Origin of the sequence: Gordonia sp. NPDC062954, assembly GCF_044543825.1 — a bacterium.
GTDB classification, from domain to species: Bacteria; Actinomycetota; Actinomycetes; order Mycobacteriales; family Mycobacteriaceae; genus Gordonia; species Gordonia tangerina.
In genome coordinates this window covers 67,691-91,105 of record NZ_JBITWL010000015.1, presented here as the reverse complement: position 1 = coordinate 91,105, position 23,415 = coordinate 67,691, and the positions used below count along the sequence as shown (strand labels likewise).

At 66.6% G+C, this 23,415-nt stretch carries 22 protein-coding genes; 11 read left to right on the top strand and 11 right to left on the bottom strand.

Annotation, left to right across the window (positions count from 1 at the left end; translation table 11 throughout):
- Positions 1–80 precede the first annotated feature (80 nt).
- Positions 81–1,226, bottom strand: a complete 1,146-nt coding sequence (locus ACIGKQ_RS15355; RefSeq protein ID WP_396574342.1) for a LuxR C-terminal-related transcriptional regulator — start codon at positions 1,224–1,226, stop codon at positions 81–83.
- Between the two features lie 118 nt (positions 1,227–1,344).
- Between ACIGKQ_RS15355 and ACIGKQ_RS15350 the strand changes: the two genes are divergently transcribed.
- The gene (locus ACIGKQ_RS15350) at positions 1,345–1,653 is read left to right on the top strand and encodes a hypothetical protein (protein WP_235722040.1); all 309 of its coding nucleotides are present in this window, start codon (positions 1,345–1,347) and stop codon (positions 1,651–1,653) included.
- A 3-nt stretch (positions 1,654–1,656) separates the two neighbouring features.
- Here the strand turns inward: ACIGKQ_RS15350 and ACIGKQ_RS15345 are convergent, their stop codons facing one another.
- The 7 genes from ACIGKQ_RS15345 to ACIGKQ_RS15315 all read right to left on the bottom strand — a co-directional run bounded on the left by ACIGKQ_RS15345 (position 1,657) and on the right by ACIGKQ_RS15315 (position 8,215).
- The gene (locus ACIGKQ_RS15345; RefSeq protein WP_235722041.1) at positions 1,657–2,037 is read right to left on the bottom strand and encodes a metal-sulfur cluster assembly factor; all 381 of its coding nucleotides are present in this window, start codon (positions 2,035–2,037) and stop codon (positions 1,657–1,659) included.
- The gene (gene sufU, locus ACIGKQ_RS15340) at positions 2,034–2,489 is read right to left on the bottom strand and encodes a Fe-S cluster assembly sulfur transfer protein SufU (protein WP_235722042.1); all 456 of its coding nucleotides are present in this window, start codon (positions 2,487–2,489) and stop codon (positions 2,034–2,036) included. The genes ACIGKQ_RS15345 and sufU overlap by 4 nt, the downstream gene beginning before the upstream one ends.
- Complete coding sequence (locus tag ACIGKQ_RS15335) at positions 2,489–3,772, bottom strand: cysteine desulfurase (RefSeq protein ID WP_287014803.1); 1,284 nt, start codon at positions 3,770–3,772, stop codon at positions 2,489–2,491. Before ACIGKQ_RS15335 ends, sufU begins: the two co-directional genes overlap by 1 nt.
- 23 nt (positions 3,773–3,795) lie before the next feature.
- Positions 3,796–4,569: a Fe-S cluster assembly ATPase SufC gene (gene sufC, locus ACIGKQ_RS15330; RefSeq protein WP_235722043.1), complete on the bottom strand. Its 774-nt coding sequence runs from the start codon at positions 4,567–4,569 to the stop codon at positions 3,796–3,798.
- A gap of 156 nt (positions 4,570–4,725) precedes the next feature.
- On the bottom strand, positions 4,726–5,943 hold the full coding sequence (gene sufD, locus ACIGKQ_RS15325; RefSeq protein WP_235722044.1) for a Fe-S cluster assembly protein SufD: 1,218 nt from the start codon (positions 5,941–5,943) through the stop codon (positions 4,726–4,728).
- Positions 5,943–7,406 (bottom strand): Fe-S cluster assembly protein SufB, encoded by a 1,464-nt coding sequence (gene sufB / locus ACIGKQ_RS15320; RefSeq protein WP_266062209.1) that lies wholly within the window; start codon positions 7,404–7,406, stop codon positions 5,943–5,945. The genes sufD and sufB overlap by 1 nt, the downstream gene beginning before the upstream one ends.
- Positions 7,403–8,215 carry a metalloregulator ArsR/SmtB family transcription factor gene (locus ACIGKQ_RS15315; protein ID WP_266062250.1) on the bottom strand — a complete coding sequence of 271 codons (813 nt, stop codon included), beginning with the start codon at positions 8,213–8,215 and terminating at the stop codon, positions 7,403–7,405. Before ACIGKQ_RS15315 ends, sufB begins: the two co-directional genes overlap by 4 nt.
- 191 nt (positions 8,216–8,406) lie before the next feature.
- On the opposite strand from ACIGKQ_RS15315, the gene mptB reads away from it, so the two are divergent.
- The 4 genes from mptB to ACIGKQ_RS15295 all read left to right on the top strand — a co-directional run bounded on the left by mptB (position 8,407) and on the right by ACIGKQ_RS15295 (position 13,171).
- Positions 8,407–10,215 carry a polyprenol phosphomannose-dependent alpha 1,6 mannosyltransferase MptB gene (mptB, locus tag ACIGKQ_RS15310; RefSeq protein ID WP_372512428.1) on the top strand — a complete coding sequence of 603 codons (1,809 nt, stop codon included), beginning with the start codon at positions 8,407–8,409 and terminating at the stop codon, positions 10,213–10,215.
- A 144-nt stretch (positions 10,216–10,359) separates the two neighbouring features.
- Positions 10,360–11,304: an ABC transporter ATP-binding protein gene (locus ACIGKQ_RS15305; RefSeq protein WP_235722046.1), complete on the top strand. Its 945-nt coding sequence runs from the start codon at positions 10,360–10,362 to the stop codon at positions 11,302–11,304.
- The gene (locus ACIGKQ_RS15300; RefSeq protein WP_396574338.1) at positions 11,301–12,095 is read left to right on the top strand and encodes an ABC transporter permease; all 795 of its coding nucleotides are present in this window, start codon (positions 11,301–11,303) and stop codon (positions 12,093–12,095) included. Before ACIGKQ_RS15305 ends, ACIGKQ_RS15300 begins: the two co-directional genes overlap by 4 nt.
- Complete coding sequence (locus ACIGKQ_RS15295; protein ID WP_396574336.1) at positions 12,092–13,171, top strand: heme A synthase; 1,080 nt, start codon at positions 12,092–12,094, stop codon at positions 13,169–13,171. Before ACIGKQ_RS15300 ends, ACIGKQ_RS15295 begins: the two co-directional genes overlap by 4 nt.
- Before the next feature lie 40 nt (positions 13,172–13,211).
- On the opposite strand, the gene ACIGKQ_RS15290 is transcribed toward ACIGKQ_RS15295, so the two are convergent.
- Positions 13,212–13,589 carry a hypothetical protein gene (locus tag ACIGKQ_RS15290; RefSeq protein ID WP_266062206.1) on the bottom strand — a complete coding sequence of 126 codons (378 nt, stop codon included), beginning with the start codon at positions 13,587–13,589 and terminating at the stop codon, positions 13,212–13,214.
- 110 nt (positions 13,590–13,699) lie between these two features.
- On the opposite strand from ACIGKQ_RS15290, the gene ACIGKQ_RS15285 reads away from it, so the two are divergent.
- Positions 13,700–14,668 (top strand): quinone oxidoreductase, encoded by a 969-nt coding sequence (locus ACIGKQ_RS15285; protein WP_266062247.1) that lies wholly within the window; start codon positions 13,700–13,702, stop codon positions 14,666–14,668.
- Positions 14,669–14,726: 58 nt separating this feature from the next.
- Here ACIGKQ_RS15285 and ACIGKQ_RS15280 read toward each other — a convergent pair whose 3' ends face one another.
- Entirely contained in the window at positions 14,727–15,707 is a 981-nt protein-coding gene (locus ACIGKQ_RS15280) for a heme o synthase (RefSeq protein WP_396574334.1), read from the bottom strand.
- A 385-nt stretch (positions 15,708–16,092) separates the two neighbouring features.
- On the opposite strand from ACIGKQ_RS15280, the gene tkt reads away from it, so the two are divergent.
- Genes tkt through pgl form a run of 5 tightly spaced genes read left to right on the top strand, consistent with a single transcriptional unit; the run spans position 16,093 to position 22,558 of the window.
- On the top strand, positions 16,093–18,189 hold the full coding sequence (tkt, locus tag ACIGKQ_RS15275) for a transketolase (protein WP_396574332.1): 2,097 nt from the start codon (positions 16,093–16,095) through the stop codon (positions 18,187–18,189).
- A gap of 4 nt (positions 18,190–18,193) precedes the next feature.
- Positions 18,194–19,312, top strand: coding sequence for a transaldolase (gene tal / locus ACIGKQ_RS15270; protein WP_235722052.1), 1,119 nt, complete (start codon positions 18,194–18,196; stop codon positions 19,310–19,312).
- 6 nt (positions 19,313–19,318) lie between these two features.
- The gene (gene zwf, locus ACIGKQ_RS15265; RefSeq protein ID WP_266062202.1) at positions 19,319–20,857 is read left to right on the top strand and encodes a glucose-6-phosphate dehydrogenase; all 1,539 of its coding nucleotides are present in this window, start codon (positions 19,319–19,321) and stop codon (positions 20,855–20,857) included.
- A gap of 49 nt (positions 20,858–20,906) precedes the next feature.
- The gene (locus ACIGKQ_RS15260) at positions 20,907–21,827 is read left to right on the top strand and encodes a glucose-6-phosphate dehydrogenase assembly protein OpcA (RefSeq protein WP_266062200.1); all 921 of its coding nucleotides are present in this window, start codon (positions 20,907–20,909) and stop codon (positions 21,825–21,827) included.
- Positions 21,827–22,558, top strand: coding sequence for a 6-phosphogluconolactonase (pgl, locus tag ACIGKQ_RS15255; RefSeq protein WP_266062199.1), 732 nt, complete (start codon positions 21,827–21,829; stop codon positions 22,556–22,558). Before ACIGKQ_RS15260 ends, pgl begins: the two co-directional genes overlap by 1 nt.
- Positions 22,559–22,632: 74 nt before the next feature.
- On the opposite strand, the gene ACIGKQ_RS15250 is transcribed toward pgl, so the two are convergent.
- Positions 22,633–23,334, bottom strand: coding sequence for an NAD(P)H-dependent oxidoreductase (locus ACIGKQ_RS15250; protein ID WP_266062196.1), 702 nt, complete (start codon positions 23,332–23,334; stop codon positions 22,633–22,635).
- Positions 23,335–23,415: the final 81 nt, after the last annotated feature.

Here is a 23,415-nt window from a genome sequence, read left to right as displayed (position 1 = left end):
GCGGTTTCCAGCGCCGCACGCGCCGAAACCGCCCGTCCGATGCCGCATGCTCATCCGACGGTTCACCCACGTGTGCAGTTCTACACCGCGCATCGACCCGGGGCGTCCCCACGACCGAGAATGCCCTCGTCGACGCGTGCATCTGCCGGTAGGTCACCGGCCACCCGCGCCACGAGCCCGTGTCGGTTCGGGCATCCCGTCTTCGCAAGAATCGCTTTCACGTGATCGTTGACGGTGTGCTCGGACACCGATAATTCCCGCGCGATCGCGTGAGTGTCCGCGCCACGCAGCACCGATTCGAGCACCTCGACTTCGCGGCGGGTGAGACCGTGTACCCGACCGAACACCTCACGCCGATCGGCGAATCCGGATGGTTCGATTGTGACGGCGATGTCGCGCTCGTCGACGGGTGCCGGGCCGGTCATCCGATCGGCCTGAAGCGTGAGCCAGCCCAACCCGGCGATGTGCACCCGCGCACGGGACGGCCGGGCGTCGACACCGCGCTCGCGCGCAACCAGTTGCGCAGCAACGTTGTAGGCAGCTGCAGGAATGGCCGGCACATCCGGCGGCGCACCGTCGGGACCGGGATCGGGAGGATTGAGCCGATACAACTGTCGCCCCGCTTCCGCGGTCTGCCCGCGGACCGACAAGTCCGGCGCCAGCACGAGTACCGACGGACCAGCACGTGCACCGTCGACGCGGTCCCCGAAGCATCGGGCCTGACACCCGCGCAGCGCGTGTGTCACGGCGGACCGGATCTGCGCGAGGAGCTCCAGATCGGCATCGTCGAACGCTCGGCGGCCGTTCGATCGCCAGAGATCGAGCCATCCCCAATACCCGTGTTTGTCGGCGAAGACCACCGAGGCGATGTCGACGACGCCGAGCTTCGCCAATTCCGTTCGCCACAGTTGCGACCCGGCGAGCTCGGATTCGGTTGCCGCAGAGAGCCTTCCGACCTGCCGGGGGGACGACGTCAACGCCGTCCAGCGGTTGGCGGTGGCGAGATAGCGTGCGGTGATGAGCGCCGGAAGCCGGTGCCACGGCAAACCGGGAATCGCGGCCAACGGTGATGTCCCGACGCTGGTCTGTGGATCGGTGAGCAGCCATACGTAGCCGTCGAAGGCGAACTCGTCACGCAGGTGCTCGAGGACTGCCAATCGCAGTCCTTTCGCGTCCTGGCGCCGGGAGCAGGTTCGTTCCACCCGCGCCACGAGATCGGCACGCATGATCTCACCCTATCCTGCCGGCGACCGGGCGAAGATCCCCAGAGTTGGGGATGGTGGCACCGCAGACCAGGGCTCTACGTTGAGGTCACACGGACACCACAACAACAGGGAGAGAGTCATGTTCGCACTGCATGTCGCCACCGTGACCGACGACTACGGCCGCTGGCACGACGCGTTCGCACAGGCCGAAGGGTTCCGCGCGGGCGCGGGAGTCACCGCATACCGAGTCACGCGGAACCTCGACGATCCGACAAAGGTCTACGTCGACCTCGACTTCTGCGCGAAAGAGCAGGCCGAGCACTTCATCGGCGTACTGCAGAACATCTGGGACAGCAATCGATCACGATGTGTGGCACGCGGCCATGACCGGCCACAGGTGCGCGAAATCCTCGACGTCCACCAGTATGCTTCGTCGCAGCATCGCTGACAGCTATACCGTGAAGCCGAGCGCCCGCAGTTGTTCGCGGCCGTCATCGGTGATCTTGTCCGGACCCCACGGCGGGATCCAGACCCAGTTGATCTCCAGGTCGGTGCACAACCCGCTGCTGACGAGTGCTCCGCGCGACTGATCCTCGATCACATCGGTCAGCGGGCACGCTGCCGAGGTGAGGGTCATGTCGATCTTGGCCACCGCCTCGTCGGTGACCTCGATGCCGTACACCAGACCGAGATCGACGACGTTGATACCGAGTTCCGGGTCGACGACGTCGCGCATCGCCTCTTCGACATCCTCGAGTTGAGGCAGCGACGTGTTCGGCGCCTCAGGCTGTGCTGTTTCGGGCGCCTCCGGCGCGGTGATTTCCTCGCTCATGCTGACTCCTTTGCGTCGACCGTTTGTGACAACGCGTCTTTGAACGCCATCCATCCCAACAGCGCACACTTCACCCGCGCTGGATACTTGCTGACACCAGCGAACGCGATGCCGTCGCCGATCAGATCTTCGTTTCCTTCATCGGCACCCCGCGAGGTCATCATCGAGTTGAACGACTCGACGGTGGCCAGTGCGTCGTCCACCGACTCCCCGACCAGCTGGTCGTAGAGCACCGAGGTGGAAGCCTGTGAAATCGAACAGCCCTGACCGTCGTAGGAGATGTCCTCGATCGTTGTGTTGTCCGCCGAGACCGCGACGCGCAGGGTCACCTCGTCGCCGCAGGTCGGGTTGACGTGGTGCACCTCGGCACCGAATGGCTCACGCAGGCCACGACCGTGCGGATGTTTGTAGTGATCCAGGATCACCTCCTGGTACATCTGCTCCATCCGCATCAGCGCACTCCGAAGAAGCTCTGGGCCTTGACGATCGCGTCGACCAGCGCGTCGACCTCGGCGGTGGTGTTGTACGCGGCGAACGATGCCCGAGCGGTCGCGGCCACACCGAAACGTCGATGCAACGGCCAGGCGCAATGATGTCCCACGCGAATCGCCACACCCTCGTCGTCGAGGATCTGCCCGAGATCGTGTGCATGCACACCCTCGGTCAAAAACGCGACAGCACCGCCGCGATCAGTGGCCGTCTGTGGGCCGATGATGCGTAGCCCATCGATTGTGCCGAGGCGTTCCAGGGCGTACACGGTGAGTCGATGCTCGTGGGCCGCGATCGCATCCATGCCGATCTGGTTCAGATACTTGACGGCTGCCCCCAGCCCCACCACCTGCGAGGTCATCGGCACGCCGGCCTCGAAGCGCTGCGGTGCCGGCGCATACGTCGAGGTCTCCATCGTGACCAACTCGATCATCGAACCGCCGGTGACGAAAGGTGGCAGGGACTCGAGCAGTTCCGGCTTGCCGTAGAGCACTCCCACGCCCGACGGGCCGAACATCTTGTGTCCGGAGAACGCAGCGAAATCGACGTCGAGCGCCGTGAAATCCACCGGTGCATGCGGCACCGACTGGCACGCGTCGAGCACCACCCGGGCGCCCACCGCCCGTGCGCGCCGGACGAGTTCGTCAACGTCGGACACTGCCCCGGTGACATTGGACTGGTGGGTGAAGGAGACGATCTTGACGGTCTCGTCGAGCTCCAGCGAGTCCAGGTCGATACGTCCGTCGTCGGTTACGCCGTACCACTTGAGGGTGGCTCCGGTCCTGCGGCACAGCTCTTGCCACGGGACGAGGTTGGCGTGATGCTCGAGCTCGGTGATGACCACGGTGTCCCCGGCACCCAGGCGCCGCCCGCCCAGCAGGGCGGCTGACCGGTCGTCGGAGAGTGTGTAGGCGACGAGGTTGATGGCCTCGGTCGCGTTCTTGGTGAACACGATCGTCTCCGAGGTCGCACCAACGAACTCGGCGATCGCGGCACGTGCATCCTCGTAGGCGTCGGTGGCCTCCTCAGCCAGCTGATGCGCCCCGCGATGAACAGCAGCGTTGTGTGTGGTGAGGAAGTCGCGTTCGGCGTCGAGCACCTGGACCGGGCGCTGCGATGTCGCGCCGGAATCCAGGTACACCAACCGTTTCCCGTCGCGAACCGTGCGCGCCAGGATAGGGAAGTCGGCCCTCAGACGGTCCACATCGATAGGCTGCGACGCCACCACATCCGGTGAGATCGTCACGTCTGCACCTCCTTCGACTGGGCTCAGCCCGCGGCAGCTGCCGAGGTGAACCGCACGTAGCCGTTCTCTTCGAGTTCGTCGGCGAGTTCGGGACCGGCCGACTCGACCACGCGACCGTTGACGAACACGTGGACGAAGTCCGGCTTGATGTAGCGCAGGATGCGCGTGTAGTGGGTGATCAGCAGGATGCCGCCGTGTTCGGTGGCCTTGTAACGGTTGACACCCTCGCTCACCACGCGCAACGCGTCGACGTCGAGTCCCGAGTCGGTCTCGTCGAGGATCGCGATCTTCGGCTTGAGCAGATCGAGCTGCAGGATCTCGTGACGCTTTTTCTCACCACCGGAGAAGCCCTCGTTGACGCTGCGCTCGCCGAACGACGGATCGATCTCCAGCGCGCTCATCGCCTCCTTGGTCTCCTTGACCCAGTGGCGCAGCTTCGGGGCCTCACCTCGTACCGAGGTGGCCGCCGTGCGCAGGAAGTTCGACATCGACACGCCGGGCACCTCGACCGGGTACTGCATGGCCAGGAAGAGACCGGCGCGGGCCCGCTCGTCGACGCTCATCTCTAGGACGTCCTCGCCGTCGAGGGTGATCGACCCCTGGGTCACCTGATACTTCGGGTGTCCGGCGATGGCGTAGGACAGCGTCGACTTCCCCGAACCATTGGGTCCCATGATCGCGTGCGTCTGATCGGACGACACGGTGAGGTCGACACCCTTGAGGATGTGGATGGGTTCGGCGTCGGTGTCGCTCTGCGCGACGTCGACGTGCAGGTCACGAATTTCCAGTGTGGTCATGTGGTGTGTTTCTTTCTAGGGCTGGTGATCTCGATCTCGATACGTCCTCGGCTAGCGCCTCGGACTACTCGATCAGCGGGTGGTGTCTCGGGTGGTGCCTCGGACTACTCGATCAGCGGGTGGCGTCTCGGGCTACTCGATCAGCGGAGGTACGGGTCAGGCGCCGGCGAGTTCGAGTTCTTCTTCGATCGCGGCTTCGAGCCGTTCGCGCAGGTCCGGGACGCCGATCTTGGCGATGACCTCGCGGAAGAAGCCCCGGATCACCAGGCGACGCGCCTGATCCTCGGGGATGCCGCGGGCCTGCAGATAGAACAGCTGTTCGTCGTCGAAACGTCCGGTGGCGCTGGCATGTCCGGCGCCGACGATCTCTCCGGTCTCGATCTCGAGGTTCGGCACCGAGTCGGCGCGGGCGTTATCTGTCAGCACCAGGTTGCGGTTGAGCTCGAAGGTGTCGGTGCCCTCGGCTTCCGCACGGATCAGGACGTCACCGATCCACACGGTGTGGGCTTCGCGGGTGCGATCGCCGGTCGTATCACCTTGCAGCGCACCCTTGTACACCACATTCGAGCGGCAGTGCGGCTGACTGTGGTCGACGAGTAGACGCTGCTCGAGGTGCTGGCCGGCGTCGGCGAAGTAGAGCCCCCACAGTTCGACGTCGCCACCTGGTGCGTCGTAGTGCACCACCGGCGAGAGCCGGACCAGGTTGCCACCGAGGCTGACGGCGAAATGACGAATCGTCGAGTCACGACCCGCACGCACATGGTGGGCGGCGACGTGCACGGCATCGTCGGCCCAGTCGTGCACGTTCACCACGGTCAACGATGCCTGGTCGCCAACGACGAACTCGACGTTCTCCGCGTAGGTGCCGCTGCCCTTCTGGTCGAGGACCACCACGGCGCGGGCGAACGGTTCGAGCCGGATCTGGATGTGACCGAAGGCCACCTCGTCGACGCCCGGCCCGGTCACGGTCAGCGTGATCGGGTCGGTGTGATCGACCTCTTTGCCGACGGTGACCACGGTGGCCTGAGTGAACGACGTGTACGCCTGCGCTGCGATGCGATCGAACGGGACGCCGCCGTCGCCGAGCCGCGCGTCGTCGCGCCCTACGGTCTGCACCGAGGCGCCGTCACCGGCGCCCTCGACCGTGACCTGCGCTTCGGCGGTGCGGGTGGCCTTGCCGTCGTGCAGTCCGCGCAGGCGGCGGAACGGCGTGAACCGCCAGACCTCTTCGCGCGGGCTCGGGATCTCGAAAGCGTCGACGTCGAACGAGGTGAACATCTCACCTTTGTTGACGGCCGTCGTGGTCAGTCCGGGGGTGCCGGCAGTGCTGTTGGTTGCCGGGCTGCCGGTCGTCGGAATAGTCGGATCGGCCATCAGCCGACGGCTCCTTCCATCTGCAGTTCGATGAGGCGGTTGAGTTCGAGGGCGTACTCCATCGGGAGTTCCTTGGCGATCGGCTCGACGAATCCGCGCACCACCATGGCCATCGCCTCGTCCTCGGTGAGGCCACGGCTCATGAGGTAGAAGAGCTGATCGTCGCTCACCTTGGAGACGGTGGCCTCGTGACCCATGGTCACGTCGTCCTCACGGATGTCGACGTACGGGTAGGTGTCGCTGCGGGAGATCGTGTCGACCAGCAGCGCATCGCATTTCACCGTGGACCGACTGCCGTGTGCACCGTTGTTGACCTTGATCAGGCCGCGGTACGAGGCTCGCCCGCCGCCGCGCGCAACGGACTTGGAAACGATGTTGCTCGACGTGTTCGGGGCCAGATGCACCATCTTGGAGCCGGTGTCCTGATGCTGCCCCTCACCGGCGAACGCGACCGAGAGGACCTCGCCCTTGGCGTGCTCACCGGTCAGCCACACGGCCGGGTACTTCATGGTGACCTTGGACCCGATGTTGCCGTCGATCCACTCCATGGTGGCGCCGGCCTCGGCCTTGGCACGCTTGGTGACCAGGTTGTAGACATTGTTCGACCAGTTCTGGATGGTCGTGTAGCGGCAGCGTCCGCCCTTCTTCACAATGATTTCGACGACCGCCGAGTGCAGCGAGTCGGTCTTGTAGATCGGCGCGGTGCAACCCTCGACGTAGTGCACGTAGGCACCCTCGTCGACGATGATCAGCGTCCGCTCGAACTGCCCCATGTTCTCGGTGTTGATGCGGAAGTACGCCTGCAGCGGGATGTCGACGTGCACGCCCGGCGGCACATAGATGAACGAACCACCCGACCACACCGCGGTGTTGAGCGCGGAGAACTTGTTGTCCCCGGCCGGGATGACCGAGCCGAAGTACTCCTGGAAGATCTCCGGATGCTCACGCAGCCCGGTGTCGGTGTCCATGAAGATGACGCCCTGCTCCTCGAGGTCCTCGCGGATCTGGTGGTAGACCACCTCCGACTCGTACTGGGCGGCGACGCCAGCGACCAGACGCTGCTTCTCGGCCTCCGGGATGCCCAGCTTGTCGTAGGTGTTCTTGATGTCCTCGGGCAGGTCGTCCCAGCTCGCCGCCTGCTTCTCCGTGGAGCGGACGAAGTACTTGATGTTGTCGAAGTCGATCCCGTCGAGGTCGCCACCCCAGTGCGGCATCGGCTTGCGATCGAAGATGCGCAGCGCCTTGAGTCGCTGCTCGAGCATCCACTCCGGCTCGTTCTTCTTGCCGGAGATGTCGGCGACGACGGCATCGGACAAGCCGCGCTGCGCGCTGGCGCCGGCGACATCCGAGTCGGCCCAGCCGTAGCCGTAGTTGCCGAGCGACGCGATGGTCTCCTCTTGGGTCAGCGGAGCAGGCTTCGTCGGTGTTCCGGTATCGGTTGCGGTCGGGTCGGTCACTGTCATCGCGAGGCCTTTCGACTCGTCTTCTGTGTTCGAGCGGATGCGGGCTGTGCATCACTCGCTTGCGTCGTGGTGGTCCCGGATGGGACCTGGGCACTCTCCGGCGGAGGGTGCAGCGGCACGTGGGTGGTGCACGCGCAGTCGCCGTTGGCGATGGTCGCCAGACGTTGCACGTGCGTGCCGAGGAGTTCGGTGAACACCGCGGTCTCGGCTTCACACAGTTCGGGGAACTCGGTGGCGACATGTGCGACCGGGCAGTGATGCTGGCAGATCTGCATCCCGGTACCCACCTGACGCGTGTTGGCCGAGAACCCGGCGCTGGTGAGCGCGTCGGCGATCTCGTTGACCGTGTCCGCGACCGAACCGGATTCCTGCGCGGGCACGACGTCGGCCACGATCTCCTCCACACGATCGCGCGCGAACTCCTCGACCGCGGCCTCGCCGCCGACGGCGCGCAGTCGGCGCATCGCCGCACCCGCGAGATCGTCGTAGGCGTGCCGCAACTTGCCCCGGCCGGTGGCCGTGAGCTGGAACCACTTGGCCGGTCTTCCCCGGCCGCGGTGAGCTCGGCCGAAGCCCGACGACGAGGTCTCGACGTCACCGGCGTCGGCGAGCGCCTCCAGATGGCGGCGCACACCGGCAGCGCTTATCCCCAACCGATCGGCGATCTCCGAAGCGGTCAAGGGTCCGTCTTCGACCAGCAGTGACACCACCGCAGCACGGGTCTGGCCATCGGGATGACCGAGGCCGGCCGCTCCCCCGTCCACGGGGGCGGCATGCGCTGCTGATCGCAGCGTCGTATCGCTCCGCATGGTTTTCACAACACAAGTGTGACGTAATTGCTTCCCCGGTGCCAGCAAGGGTCGCCTTAGTGTGGTGAATCCGACCGGTTCGCGCCCCGTCTGTCTGTGGCGGATCCGCCGCGACCACCCGGGGCATTAGAGTCGTCGGCGTGCCAGACACCACAGTGACGGGTGGTCGGGCCCGTTCGCTGGGTCCGCGCCTGCGGGGGGCAGTGGACTACCTCGGCCTGCGCCGGTCCCGCCCCCGCCGAGACAACGGCGCCGCCGATGACGCCACCGAACGGCGCGGCGACTACGGCAGGACGGTCGCCCGGCTCCACGACGACGAGCGCGAAGTCGGCCCGCTCAACGAAGCGGAGAACCGTCGGCTGCTGCGCATCAAGCTGTTCGGCGCCACCGGGTCGGTTCTGCTGCTGATCGGTTCGCTCGGCACGGGCGCGATTCCCGTGCTGCAGAACCCGGTGGCCGGTATGCGGGTGCTCTCGCTGCCCTCCCGCATGTGGAGCACGGCGCTGACCTTGTCGATCGGCGGCACCATCATGCTCGTGGTGGCATGGCTGCTGATCGGCCGATTCGCCGTCGGACGCTTCGGTGTGGAGGTCCTGCACGGACGCAGCCCCGACCGTCGGATGACCCGCCGACAAGCCGACCGCACCCTGATGCTGTGGATCGCGCCGATCATCGTCGCACCGCCACTGCTGTCCAAGGACATCTACTCGTATCTGGCACAGAGCGCGATCGCGTTCCGAGGGATGGACCCCTACGTGATCAGCCCGGTGCGCGGCCTCGGGGTCGACCACGTACTGACGCGGTCGGTGCCCAACCTGTGGCGCGACACCCCGGCCCCCTATGGCCCCCTGTTCCTCTGGCTCGGCAAGGGCATCACCGCTGTGACCGGGGAGAACATCACGGCTGCGATCTTTTTGCATCGGCTGCTGGCGTTGGTGGGCATCGCGCTGATCGTGTGGGCACTGCCTCGGCTGGCCCGCCGCTGCGGGGTGTCCTCGGTGGCCGCGCTGTGGCTCGGTGCGATGAACCCGTTGCTGATCCTGCATCTCGTCGGCGGCATCCACAACGAAGCCCTGATGCTCGGCATGATGCTGGTGGGTCTCGAACTGTGCTTCCGCGCCATCTACGGCAGCGATCGATTACGCAGACCCGGGTCGATCTGGCCATCGTCGGCGGGTTGGATCCTGATCGCCGGCACCGCGGTGATCTCCGCGTCGGCCATGGTGAAGGTGACGTCGATGCTGGCGCTCGGGTTCGTCGGCATCGCGCTCGCCCAACGCTGGGGCGCGTACCTGCCCGCGCTGCGTCACGCACCGGTGCGCCAGTGGTGGGATCGATCGCGTCGATCCATCGCCGCGCTCGCTGCTTCGGCGGCCACCCTGGCCGGTGTGCTGGTGACGGTGATGGTGGGCATCTGCGTCGGTACCGGCCTCGGGTTCGGCTGGACCAGCACCCTGTCCACCGGCGACGTGGTGCGTTCCTGGATGTCGATGCCGACCTTGCTGTCGGTCACCACCGGCCGGCTCGGCGTCGCATTGGGTCTCGGCGATCAGACGCAGGCGATCCTGGAGGTCGGTCGACCGTTGGGCCAACTGATCGCCGCGGTGTTCATCGTCCGATGGATGCTCGCCTGCCTCGGCGGACGGCTGCATCCACTCGGCGCACTCGGTGTGTCAATGGCCACAGTGGTCGTCTTCTTCCCGTTCGTGCAGGCCTGGTATCTCCTGTGGGCGGTCATCCCACTGGCAGCGTGGGCGACCCGCCCGTGGTTCCGCATCTCCACCATCGCGGTATCGGCGATCATCGCCATCGTGGTGATGCCCACCAGCTCCAACACCAGCGGAGTGGTTCTGGCACAAGGACTTCTCGCCGGCGTGATCATGGTCGCGGTGATGACCGCCTTGTTCTTCGAGGATCTGCCGATCCAGCGCTGGTGGCGGGCGCGGCGCGGCGCCCACCGCGACCGGGAGTCGGCACGAGACGATGCGCACACCGGCTGAACCGACGCGATTCCTCGGTTCGATGCAATTTTTGGCCGACGGCCCCCTCCGCATACTCTGGCGGGTGTGCACGGCACGACGATGCGGGAGCGGTACCACGGCGATGACCGGCGAGATGAGCAACGGTCGGCCGACGGTCGCCCGATGAACACCGATCGCGCCGCGAGGACCACACCGGCTCTGCACGTCACCGGCCTGGTCAAGAGATACGGCACGCACACCGCGGTCGACGGCCTCGACCTCCACCTCGCGCCCGGCTCGATCCTCGCGCTGCTCGGGCCGAACGGTGCCGGGAAAACCACCACCGTCGAGGTCTGCGAGGGCTTTCTGACCGCCGACGCCGGCTCCGTCCGAGTGCTGGGCCTCGACCCCATCGAGAACAACGATGAACTGCGGCGGCGCATCGGCGTCATGTTGCAGGGCGGTGGCGCGTACCCGGGCGCGCGGGCCGAGGAGATGCTCCGACTCTGCGCGTCCTACAGCGCCGACCCCGTCGATCCCGGCTGGTTGCTGGACGTGCTGGGTCTCGCCGATTGCGCGCGGACACCATTTCGTCGACTCTCCGGTGGCCAGCAACAACGGCTGTCACTGGCGTGCGCGATCGTCGGACGACCGGAGTTGGTCTTCCTGGACGAACCGACCGCGGGCCTCGACGCCCACGCCCGGATCCTGGTGTGGGAACTGATCGATCGCCTGCGCAGCGATGGGGTGGCGGTGCTGTTGACCACACATCTGATGGATGAGGCCGAGGAGCTCGCCGACGACGTGGTGATCATCGACCACGGTCGGGTGGTCGCCGCCGGGACACCTGCCGACCTCACCAGCCGCGGCGCCGAGAACGAATTGCGATTCTCCGCACCCCGCGGCCTCGACGTCTCACTTCTGCTGCTGGCATTGCCCGAGGGCTATCGCTGTACGGAGACGGCGCCGGGCAGCTATCTGGTCCGGGGGCCGGTGAGTCCGCAGGTCCTGGCGACCGTCACCGCGTGGTTCGCGAAGATCGATGTGCTCGCCACCGATCTGCGGGTGGAGACCCGCAGCCTGTCGGACGTGTTCCTCGACCTGACCGGGCGGGCGCTGCGCTCATGACCACCGCCGCCAATCGGTTCGCCCCCGGCACGTTCGCACCTCGCCCACGCGCGTCATCGCTGCCGACGATCCTCGTCGCGCAGTCGCGGATGGAACTGAAGCTGCTGCTGCGTAACGGCGAGCAATTGCTGCTCACCATGTTCATCCCGATCACGCTGCTGGTCGGTCTGTGCCTGCTGCCGTTGGACACTGACCTCGGCGCGTCGACGGCCGAACGGGCGACCACGTTCGTCCCGGCCATCATGACGGTCGCGGTGATGTCGACGGCCTTCACCGGCCAGGCGATCGCACTGGGCTTCGACCGGCGGTACGGCGCACTCAAACGACTGGGCGCCACACCGATCCCCCGCTGGGGCATCATCGCGGGCAAGTCGATCGCGGTCGTGCTCGTGGTCGCCCTGCAGGCCGTCATCCTCGGGGCCATCGGTCTCGCGTTCGGCTGGCGACCATCGGCGCTCGGCATCGTCCTCGGAGCGTTTGTCATCGCGGTCGGGACCATCACCTTCTCGGCGCTCGGCCTGCTGCTGGGCGGCACACTGAAGGCCGAGGTCGTGCTGGCGCTGGGCAACCTGCTGTGGTTCGCGATGGTCGGTGTCGGCAGCTTGGTGGTGATGGGTGATCGGGTTCCCGACGCGATGCAGTGGATCGCCCGCGCCGTCCCATCCGGCGCGCTGACCGAAGCCCTCGGCCAGGCGACCGCGGGTTCGATCGATTTCTTCGGCATAGGTGTATTGCTCGCATGGGCGGCGGTGGCCGCTGTGCTCGCGGTGAGGTGGTTCCGGTTCGAATGACAACGTCCAACACGCGGTCGGCCGGATCGGCCGCCGATCCTTCGACAACCGAGACATCGGCGACCGAGACGTCGGCATCGACATCCGACCGGCCCGGCAGGTTCACGCGGGTTCCGGGCTTCGGGCGCCCGACCGCTCGTTTCGTGTGGCTGTGGAGCATCGCACTGCTGGTCGCGAACGTCGGGATCGTCGCGACCGGCGGCGCCGTCCGACTGACCGGTTCCGGACTCGGATGTCCCACCTGGCCGCGCTGTACCGACGATTCGTTCGTACCCCACGGCGCATTGGGCATGCACGGGGTGATCGAGTTCGGCAATCGCATGCTCACCTGGGTACTGGTGGTGATCGCGATCGCCACCTTCACCGCTGTGTACCGATACGCCCGCTCCGAGCGCCGCGACCGCTGGCTCGCCGCACTCCTCGCCCTCGGCATCCCTTTTCAGGGCGTCATCGGCGGGATCACCGTGCTGACCCAGCTGAACCCCTGGGTCGTCTCGCTGCACTTCGTGTTGTCGATGGTGCTGGTGTCCGGTGCGACAGTGCTCGTGTACCGGATGCGTCCGCGGACCGCTGCAACACCGGTCGCCGACCTCGCGTCACGTCTGGGGCATCGGCTCGCGTGGCTGCACTATCTCGTGGTGTGGGTGGTCATCTATCTCGGCACCGTGGTCACCGGTTCCGGTCCGCATGCAGGTGATGCCGACGCCCCCCGTAACGGGTTGGCACCCGACAACGCCACCCAGCTACACGCCGACGGGGTCTTCGTACTCATCGGTCTTGCCGTGGCGCTCGCGGTGGTCACCCACCTGATGCGCCAACCCGAACGCCGAACGGCCGATGTGGTGCTCGGATTGATCACCCTCCAGGGTGTGCTGGGTGTCGTCCAGTACAACACCGGTCTGCCGATCGCCCTGGTGATCGCGCACATGACGGTGAGCGCGTTGCTGCTCATCGCCGCCACGTGGATGATCCTGCGGTTCGGCGACCGTCCACGGCCGGTGGACCGGGAATCGGTGCACGACGACGGGGAGGTGTCGGCCACCGCCGGCACCCTGCGGGCCGAGCGTCGCCGCTAGAGCGCCCGCAAGGCCCGCGCCGGAACGCAGACCGCGAACCTCACAGAATCGCCCGATTACGCGGCTTCGGGAAGCGCTTCTGGTTGGCCACCCAACCCGCCATCTTCGTGTAGTGCGACGGTGAGACATTCGCCGCCGACGTGAGGTCACGGTCCCACTCTGCGGTCTCGAGACCGTCCACCGCCGCAACCACGGCGTGGGCCACGGCCATGTCGGACACCACGCGGTCGCCGAGGATGCCTCCGCTCTCACCGACCAGCGTGATGCGTACCCCGGCTGCTCCGATCGGCTGCAAAACCACCTTCGCCGAACCCCCCTCGCGTTCGACGAAGCCCTTGATGGACGCGACGACGTCGTTCGGCACCTCGACGGCGGGGGCGGAGGCGTCGACGGAATCGGTTGCGGGCTGATCGCTCATGGTGCTTGAGCATACCGGTGCCCACCCGCCGTGATGTCGACCCACCGGTGGCCGGCACGCTGCGCATGGCACGCGCGATCACCTCTCGGCCGATGGGGTACAACGGTGCCATGCGTGCAATCCAGGTGGTCCGCCACGGCGGCCCCGACGTCCTCGATTTCGGCACCGTCGATGACCCCATACCCGCACCGGGAGAGGTCATCGTGCGCACCGCCGCGGTCGGGGTCAACTTCATCGACACCTACCTGCGCCGCGGCCTCTACCCGTCGGTGCCGCCGTATGTGCCCGGCACGGAGGGCGCCGGCGAGGTGACCGCGGTCGGCGCCGACGTCGACGATGTGGTCGTCGGACAACGGGTGTGCTGGGTCGACGCGCCGGGCAGCTATGCCGAACTGGTCGCGGTGCCCGCCGCCCGCGCTGTGCCGATCCCGGACGGGGTGGCCGACGATGTCGCCGGATCGGCCATGCTCCGCGGACTCACCGCGCACTACCTACTCGACGGGAGTGCTCGACCGGCCACGGGTGAGACCGTGCTGATCCATGCCGGCGCCGGCGGAGTCGGTCTGATCCTGACGCAGATGGCCAAGCGTCGTGGCCTGCGGGTGATCACGACAGTGTCCTCGGACGACAAGGAGACCCTCTCCCGAGCGGCAGGCGCCGATCACGTGGTGCGATACGGCGACGCGCTGGCCGAGGAAGTTCGGTCACTCACCGACGGCCGCGGGGTGTCGGTGGCCTATGACGGTGTGGGGGCCGACACCTTCGAACAATCGCTGGCATCGACCGCGGTACGCGGCATCATCGTGCTCTTCGGCGCGGCGTCCGGACCGGTTCCTCCGTTTGATCTGCAGCGTCTGAATCCGGCCGGTTCGCTGTCGGTCACCCGGCCGACCCTGGGGCATTTCATAGCCGACACCGAAGAACTGCGTTGGCGCGCCGGCGAGTTCCTGGGTGCTGTCGCAGACGGTGACATCGACATCAGGGTGGGACAGCGCCATCGCCTCGCCGACGCCGCCGAGGCACACCGGGCGCTGGAGTCACGCCTGACCACGGGAACGACCGTGCTGATCCCGGGCTGACCACGGTCTGGGCGTCACCGCACGGCGACTGATGCCGACCGGCGAGGATGCGGAGGAGTCAGAAGTAGCTGGTGATCAGCGGCAGGTTCACCACCGCATCGATGGCGAGACCGCAGAACAGGATGGCGAGATACTCGTTGGATTGCAGGAAGATCTTCAATGGCGCCACTTCGGCACCGGCCCGGGTCTCCTTGTAGAGCTTGTGCACACGGCTGGCAAACCAGCCGCCGGAGAGCACCGCGACCGCAGCGTAGATCCAACTCGTGCCGGCGATCAGCACAAGCGAACTGAGCACCGTCGCCCAGGTGTAGAGGACCATCTGGCGGGTGACGCGCTCCTCGGTGGCGATCACCGGCAGCATCGGCACGCCGGCCGCCCGGTAATCCTCCTTGTAGCGCATCGCCAGCGCCCAGGTGTGTGGCGGTGTCCAGAAGAAGATCACCAAGAACAGCACGATCGGCTGCCAGCCGATGGATCCGGTCACCGCTGCCCAGCCGACCAGGGTCGGCATACATCCGGCGGCCCCGCCCCACACCACGTTCTGCCAGGTGCGACGCTTGAGGATCATCGTGTAGACGCCTACGTAGAACGCGATGGTCGCGGTGACCAGCAGCGCACTGAGCAGATTCGCCGCCGACCACAGCACCGCAAACGACGCGATCCACAGCACGATGCCGAAGATCAGCGCGTTGCGCGTGGTCACGGCGTGACGCGCCAGCGGCCGGCGCGCGGTGCGCTTCATCTTCTGGTCGATGTCGGCGTCAGCCACCATGTTCAGGGTGTTGGCACTGCCCGCGCCGAGCCAGCCGCCCAAGAGGGTCGCGGCGATCAACGCGATGTCGACGTGGCCACGGTCGGCCTGCAGCATCACCGGGATCGTGGCCACCAACAGAAGCTCGATGACCCGCGGTTTGGTGAGCGCGACGTAGGCGAGCACCGTCGCCTTCGACCGGGCCAAGAACGAGTCACCCGCGGCGGCTGGAGCCGGCGCGACCGACCCATGGGACCCGCGGGATGCAGCGGACAGATCTCCGCTCACACGTTCCCCAATCCTCACGGCCTCTCCTCGTCTGCCCCGACGACGTCGGAGCACGGCGGATTCGGATACTTCGGCGCGGAACTCGACGAGGGGCTACTACAGAGCATGGTAGACGGTGGGTCTGGCGATCGAAGAATCGCCTCCCGGGTCCATTCGGGTCACTCGACGCGCAGTCGCACAGCGAGGGCGACTACGCTTGACGACGTGGCTGCCGTACTCGCGGCCGGTGTGGTTGCACCCCGCCATCGTGGCGCCGTCGCCGGCATGGCGATGGTCGTGCGGATCACACCGTCGAGCACCTTGTGGACTTGTACATACTGTTGATTGCGGGACCAGACAACCTGCGATCGGATCGCACCGACTAGGCACAGGAGACACCACGACCGTGGCGCTGACAGATGACATTCGCGCGTTGACCCAGCCGGCTTACCCAGACGATTGGACCGACGTGGACACCCGCGCGGTCGACACCGTGCGGGTACTGGCCGCCGACGCCGTCCAGAAATGCGGAAGCGGCCATCCCGGCACCGCGATGAGTCTCGCTCCCCTGGCCTACACGCTCTTCCAGCGTGTGATGCGCCACGACCCCGCCGACACCGCGTGGGTCGGGCGCGACCGTTTCGTGCTGTCGTGCGGGCACTCGAGCCTCACCCTCTACATCCAGCTCTACCTCGGTGGCTTCGGCCTCGAACTCGCCGACCTCGAGGCGCTGCGCACCTTCAAGTCCAAGACCCCGGGACACCCGGAGTTCCGGCACACCCGTGGCGTGGAGATCACCACCGGACCGCTCGGACAGGGCTTGGCGTCGGCGGTGGGCATGGCGATGGCCGCCCGCCGCGAACGGGGCCTGTTCGATCCGGAGCCGGCGTGGGGTGAGAGCCCGTTCGATCACTACATCTATGTGCTGGCCTCCGACGGCGACATCGAGGAGGGCGTCACTTCCGAGGCGTCGTCGCTGGCGGGTACCCAACAACTGGGGAACCTGATCCTGTTCTACGACGACAACGAGATCTCGATCGAACACGGCACCAGCATCGCGCTCTCCGAGGACACCGCCAAGCGCTACGAGGCATACGGCTGGCACGTCCAGGTCGTCGAGGGCGGCGAGGACGTGGTCGCCATCGAGGCCGCGGTAGCCGAGGCCAAATCGGTCACCGATCGACCGTCGATCATCCTGCTGCGCACCATCATCGGCTACCCGGCACCCACCAAGATGAACACCGGTGGCGTGCACGGCTCGGCATTGGGCGCCGATGAGGTTGCGGCGACCAAGAAGATCCTGGGTTTCGACCCCGACAAGTCCTTCGAGGTGAGCGACGAGGTCATCTCGCACACCCGCGGTCTCGTCGACCGCGGTCGGACGGCGCACCAGGAATGGGAGTCGTCGTTCAACGCGTGGGTCGAACGCGAACCGGCGCGCAAGGAGCTGTTCGATCGGGTCAGCCAGGACCGGCTACCCGCCGGCTGGTCCGACGTGCTGCCCAGCTGGGAGCCCGGCGGCTCGGTCGCCACCCGATCCGCATCCGGTGACGTGCTCAACGCCGTGGCCCCCGTACTGCCCGAGCTGTGGGGCGGTTCGGCCGACCTCGCCGGCAGCAACAACACGACCATGAAGGGCGCGAAGTCCTTCGGTCCCGAATCGATCTCCAACGCCGACTGGGACGCCGAGCCCTACGGGCGGACGCTGCATTTCGGCATCCGCGAGCACGCCATGGGTTCGATCCTGTCCGGCATCGTGCTGCATGGACCGACCCGCGCCTACGGTGGCACCTTCCTGCAGTTCAGTGACTACATGCGTCCGGCGGTCCGGTTGGCCTCGCTGATGGACATCGATCCGATCTATGTGTGGACCCACGATTCCATCGGGCTCGGCGAGGACGGACCCACCCACCAGCCGATCGAACACCTGTCGGCCCTGCGCGCCATCCCGAATCTCAGCGTGGTCCGTCCGGCCGATGCGAACGAGACCGCGTTCGCGTGGAAGACGGTGCTGGAAAAGTCCAGCAGCAGCGGACCGGTCGGTCTGTGCCTGACCCGCCAGAAGGTCGGGGTGTTGGAGAACACCTCGGCCCAGGGCGTGGAGAAGGGCGGCTACGTCCTCGTCGAGGCATCCACACCCGTCCCCGACGTGATCCTCATCGCCACCGGCTCGGAGGTCGAGATCGCCGTCGCCGCCGGCCAGAAGCTGGAGGCGCAGGGCATCGGCGCACGGGTCGTGTCCATGCCATGCGTCGAGTGGTTCGAAAGCCAGGACCAGAACTACCGCGATCAGGTACTGCCGCCGACAGTGAAAGCCCGCGTCTCCGTCGAGGCGGGTATCGCCATGTCGTGGCACAAGATCGTCGGCGGCTTCGGCGAATGCGTTTCACTCGAGCACTACGGGGAATCCGCCGACTACCAGACGCTGTACACCGAGTTCGGCATCACACCCGACGCCACCGTCGCCGCCGCACAACGCTCGATCGCCAACGTGAAGGGATAGCAGCATGACGCAGAACGCAAAGCTGGCAGAACTGTCCGAGGCCGGCGTCTCGGTCTGGCTCGACGACCTGTCGCGAGAACTGATCTCCTCCGGTGGCCTCAAGGAACTGGTCGAGACCAAATCCGTCGTCGGAGTCACCACGAATCCATCCATCTTCCAGGCGGCCCTGTCGAAGGGAACCGCCTACGACGGCCAGGTCAACGAGCTGGCCGCGCGCGGAGCCGACGTCGACGCGACGATCCGGACCGTCACCACCGACGACGTACGCAACGCCTGCGACGTGCTCGCACCGGTGTTCGAGGAGTCCGACGGCGTCGACGGGCGCGTGTCGATCGAAGTGGATCCGCGACTGGCCCACGAAACCGACGCCACCGTCGCACAGGCCGTCGAACTGTGGAAGATCGTCGACCGGCCCAACCTGCTGATCAAGATCCCCGCCACCAAGGCCGGACTGCCCGCGATCACCCGCACCCTGGCCGAGGGCATCAGCGTGAACGTGACGCTGATCTTCTCGGTGGAGCGGTACAAGGAGGTGATGGACGCCTACCTGGACGGCCTCGACGCGGCCGCCGCTGCGGGCCATGACCTCTCGACCATCCATTCGGTCGCCTCGTTCTTCGTCTCGCGGGTCGACACCGAGGTCGACAAGCGTCTCGATGCCATCGGTACCCCGGCCGCGACCGACCTCAAGGGCAAAGCCGCACTGGCCAACGCACGACTCGCCTATCAGGCCTATCAGGAGGTCTTCGAGGTCGAGTCCCGCTTCCCCGACCTTCTCGCGCAGGGCGCCCGCCCACAGCGTGCCCTGTGGGCGTCGACCGGGGTGAAGAATCCCGACTACCCCGACACCCTGTATGTCAGCGAACTCGTCGCCCCCAACACGGTGAACACCATGCCGGGCAAGACGATGGATGCGTTCGCCGATCACGGCTGGGTCAACACCGGATCCATCGTCGGCCTGGCGAACGAGTCGCAAGAGGTCTTCGACAGTCTCGCCGCTGTCGGCATCGACGTCGCCGACGTCTTCAAGGTCCTCGAGGACGAGGGCGTGGAGAAGTTCGAGGTGTCGTGGAACGAATTGCTCGACGCCACCGCCGAGCAGCTCACGGCCGCGAAGGGCTGACCCCGAGTGCCCGGCGGCGGTACCACCTGGAACAACCCGCTCCGCGATCCCCGGGACAAGCGGCTGCCACGGATCGCGGGCCCGTGCAGCCTGATCATCTTTGGCGTGACGGGCGACCTCGCCCGCAAGAAGTTGATGCCGGCGGTCTACGACCTGGCCAATCGCGGTCTGCTACCGCCGTCGTTCGCGCTCGTCGGTTTCGCTCGTCGCGACTGGGACGACGAGGACTTCGCCAAGGTCGTCCACGATGCGGTGCGCGACCACGCACGCACGGGGTTCCGCGAGGAGGTGTGGGAGCGACTCGCCGAAGGCTTCCGGTTCGTCCAGGGCGCCTTCGACGACGACAGCGCGTTCGACCGGCTCAAGGAAACCCTGGAGGGGCTCGACAAGGAACGCGGCACCGACGGCAACCACGCCTTCTATCTGTCGATCCCGCCCAAGGCGTTCCCCACCGTCTGCGAGCAGCTGGACCGCAGCGGTCTGGCCAAGGAAGACGGCGACCACTGGCGCCGCGTCGTGATCGAGAAGCCGTTCGGGCACAACCTGGAATCGGCCAAGGAACTCAACGCGATCGTCAACGGGGTGTTCCCCGAGTCGTCGGTCTTCCGGATCGACCACTATCTCGGCAAGGAGACGGTGCAGAACATCTTGGCGTTGCGCTTCGCCAACCAGATGTTCGATCCGCTGTGGAGTTCGCATTACGTCGATCACGTGCAGATCACCATGGCCGAGGACATCGGACTCGGCGGCCGGGCCGGCTACTACGACGGTATCGGCGCAGCACGTGATGTGATCCAGAATCATCTGCTGCAACTGATGGCGCTGGTCGCCATGGAGGAACCGATCTCCTTCGAACCCAAACAGCTGCAGGACGAGAAGATCAAGGTGCTCGCGGCGACCCGCAACATCGAACCGCTCGACGAAAACACCGCGCGAGGGCAGTACGGCGGTGGCTGGCAGGGCAGCCAGAAGGTGCCGGGACTGCTCGATGAGGAGGGCTTCGCGAAGGACTCGACCACCGAGACCTTCGCCGCGATCGCCCTCGAGGTGGACTCCCGACGCTGGGCCGGTGTCCCGTTCTACCTGCGCACCGGCAAACGCCTCGGACGCCGCGTCACCGAGATCGCACTCGTGTTCAAACGGGCTCCCCATCTGCCGTTCGACAAGACCATGACCGAGGAACTCAGCCAGAACGCGCTGGTCATCCGAGTACAGCCGGACGAAGGGATCACCCTTCGGTTCGGGTCCAAGGTGCCGGCGTCGAGCATGGAGGTCCGCGACGTCAACATGGACTTCAGCTACGGCACCGCGTTCACCGAGGCGTCGCCGGAGGCCTACGAGCGACTGATCTTGGACGTGTTGCTCGGTGAGCCGTCGCTCTTCCCGGTCAACGAAGAAGTCGAACTCTCCTGGAAAATACTCGACCCGGTCATAGAACACTGGGCCGAGTCCGGCACGCCCGACACCTACGAGTCGGGGACCTGGGGCCCGGCGTCCGCCGACGAGATGATGTCGCGCGTCGGCCGAACCTGGCGCCGACCATGACCGCGACGCCCGTGCATCCGCCGGTAAACCAACGACAGAATGGCTGACGATGATCGTCGAGTTGCCCAACACCTCCACCACCGATGTCGCGAAGAAAATCGTCGAAGTCCGGGAGGCCGGCGGCGCCATCAGTCTCGGTCGCGTGCTCACGCTGGTCGTGTGTGCCGAACACGGCGAACCCACCGAAGGTGCCATCGAGGCCGCGATCGGTGCCAGCAGTGAGCATCCGAGCCGAGTGATCGTGGTGACCCGCGGCGATCGCTCTGCCGACTCCCGGCTCGATGCCGAGATTCGGGTGGGTGGCGACGCCGGGGCGTCGGAAGTGGTGCTGCTCTCGCTACAGGGTGAACTCGCCGATCACCCGCGCTCGGTGGTCACCCCGTTCCTGTTGCCCGACACACCGGTTGTCGTGTGGTGGCCCGGCGAGGCGCCCACTGCGCCGGCATCCGATCCGATGGGTTCACTCGGGCGCCGTCGCATCCTCGACGCCAACCGGTGTGCCAATCCCAAGACGGTGCTTGCCCGGCGGTTGGCCACGTACTCGCCGGGTGACACCGATCTCGCCTGGACGCAGATCACGCATTGGCGGGCCCTGCTGGCCTCGGCAGCGGATCGACCGCCGCACACGCCGCTCACCGAGGTCGTGGTGGCAGGCCCCGCCGACTCCCCCGGCATCGACCTGCTCGCGGGCTGGCTACGGTCGGCGCTGTCGGTGCCGACCCGGCGGAGCGTGGGAAGCTTCGAGGTCCGTCTGATGCGCGAAGACGGCCCGACCGTCCTCTCGCTCGACATGAACAACAACGCTGTGCTGAGCATGCCGGGCAAACCCGACGGGCGCGTCGCGATGACCCGCCGCGAACTGCCTCTTCTGCTGGCCGAGGAACTACGTCGCCTCGACACCGACGACGTCTACGCACTGGCACTGCAGGGTGTGGTGGACGTGGAGTTCGAAGGACAGGCGGTCGCCTGATGATTCCGGAAACCCTGGTGTTCGACGACAAGAGCGACCTGGTCGCGACCGCGTCCAGTCGATTCGTGGATCTGGTCACCAAGGCCCAGGCCGACCACGGTGTGGCCTCGGTCGTGTTGACCGGCGGCAGCAACGGGATAGCGATCCTGCGTGCGTTGGCGGCCGACAGCGGTGACGTCGACTGGTCACGGATCGAGTTGTTCTGGGGCGACGACCGATTCGTGCCCGCCGACGACCCGGAGCGCAACTACGGACAGGCGCGCGAGGCGTTGCTCGATCATGTTCCGGTCGACCCGGCGCGAGTGCACGCCATGGCACCGTCGGATGGCGAGTTCGGCGATGACATCGAGGCCGCCGCCGCCTCGTATGCATCGGTGTTGACGCGGACCAGTGCCGGCCGTGTGCCGCATTTCGATCTGCACCTGCTCGGGATGGGCGGTGAGGGTCACATCAACTCGCTGTTCCCGCACACCGCGGCCACCGCCGAGACCGAGAAGACCGTTGTCGCCGTGGAAGACTCGCCCAAGCCGCCACCCCGACGCATCACCCTGACGCTCCCCGTGGTCAACCGCAGCAAGGCGGTGTGGTTTCTGGTTGCCGGCGAGGACAAGGCCGAGGCGGTCGCGGCAGCCCACACCGGCGCGCACGCAGCCGACTGGCCCTGCGCCGGTGCGCACGGAACCGACGAGACGGTCTGGTTCCTGGATCGTCCCGCCGCGTCGCGCCTCTGAGGCGGTCGTCGTCGGGCCATGCTCTTCGCATGGACCAACTGGGCGGCCGGCGGGTACACGTCGTCAGGCCCCGGTCACGTCACGAAGCGATGAGCGGCGTTGCCGGTGAGCCCAGGTGAGACACCCTCGCACAATCGAATCGAGTGATCGTAGAACTCCTCGTCGAGGGGTAGGAATCCGATCGGTTCCTCGTCGGCAACACTGCGAAGTCTGTCGGCCAGCTCGCGTTCGACCCCTTCGATGGTGGACGCATTCACGTCGCGCGCCTGGGTGATGAGATGCGGACGGAGTGCGGACATCCCGGTGTACCAGAGGGTTCCGTGCAGCGTAGGCCACAGCACGTCCTCGATGTCGCCGCTGATCCCGCGCGGGCCGAGGCTACCGGGACGGTCGCCGGCGGTGACGATCGTCAGCGCACGTCGTCCGACCAACCCGCCGTCGCCGTACTTTCGGGCTCTCCCCGTGGCCGGATCCATCACGTCGTAGGCGAAACCGCGCTCGAAGACCCGGTCGATCCATCCCTTCATGATCGCCGGCATGCCGTACCACCAGAGCGGGAACTGCAGCACGACGAGGTCGGCATCGGCCAGTTTGCGCTGTTCGGTTTCGACGTCGGCCCCGCCCTCCTCGCGCAGAACCGGGTCCCAGTCCATCGCGTAGAGATCGGATTCGGTCACCTGCCACCCCTCGGCGTGCAGAGCCCGCACACCGAATTGATGGAGATGGCAGTTGAGGGACCCGCGATCGGGATGTGCACTCACCCACAAAGCCTTCATGCCGGGTGCAACACAGACAACCGACTCCCGCATTCCGCGCGAGGGAACCGCCGCCTGCGCCGGTCGGGGCGCCCAGTCACC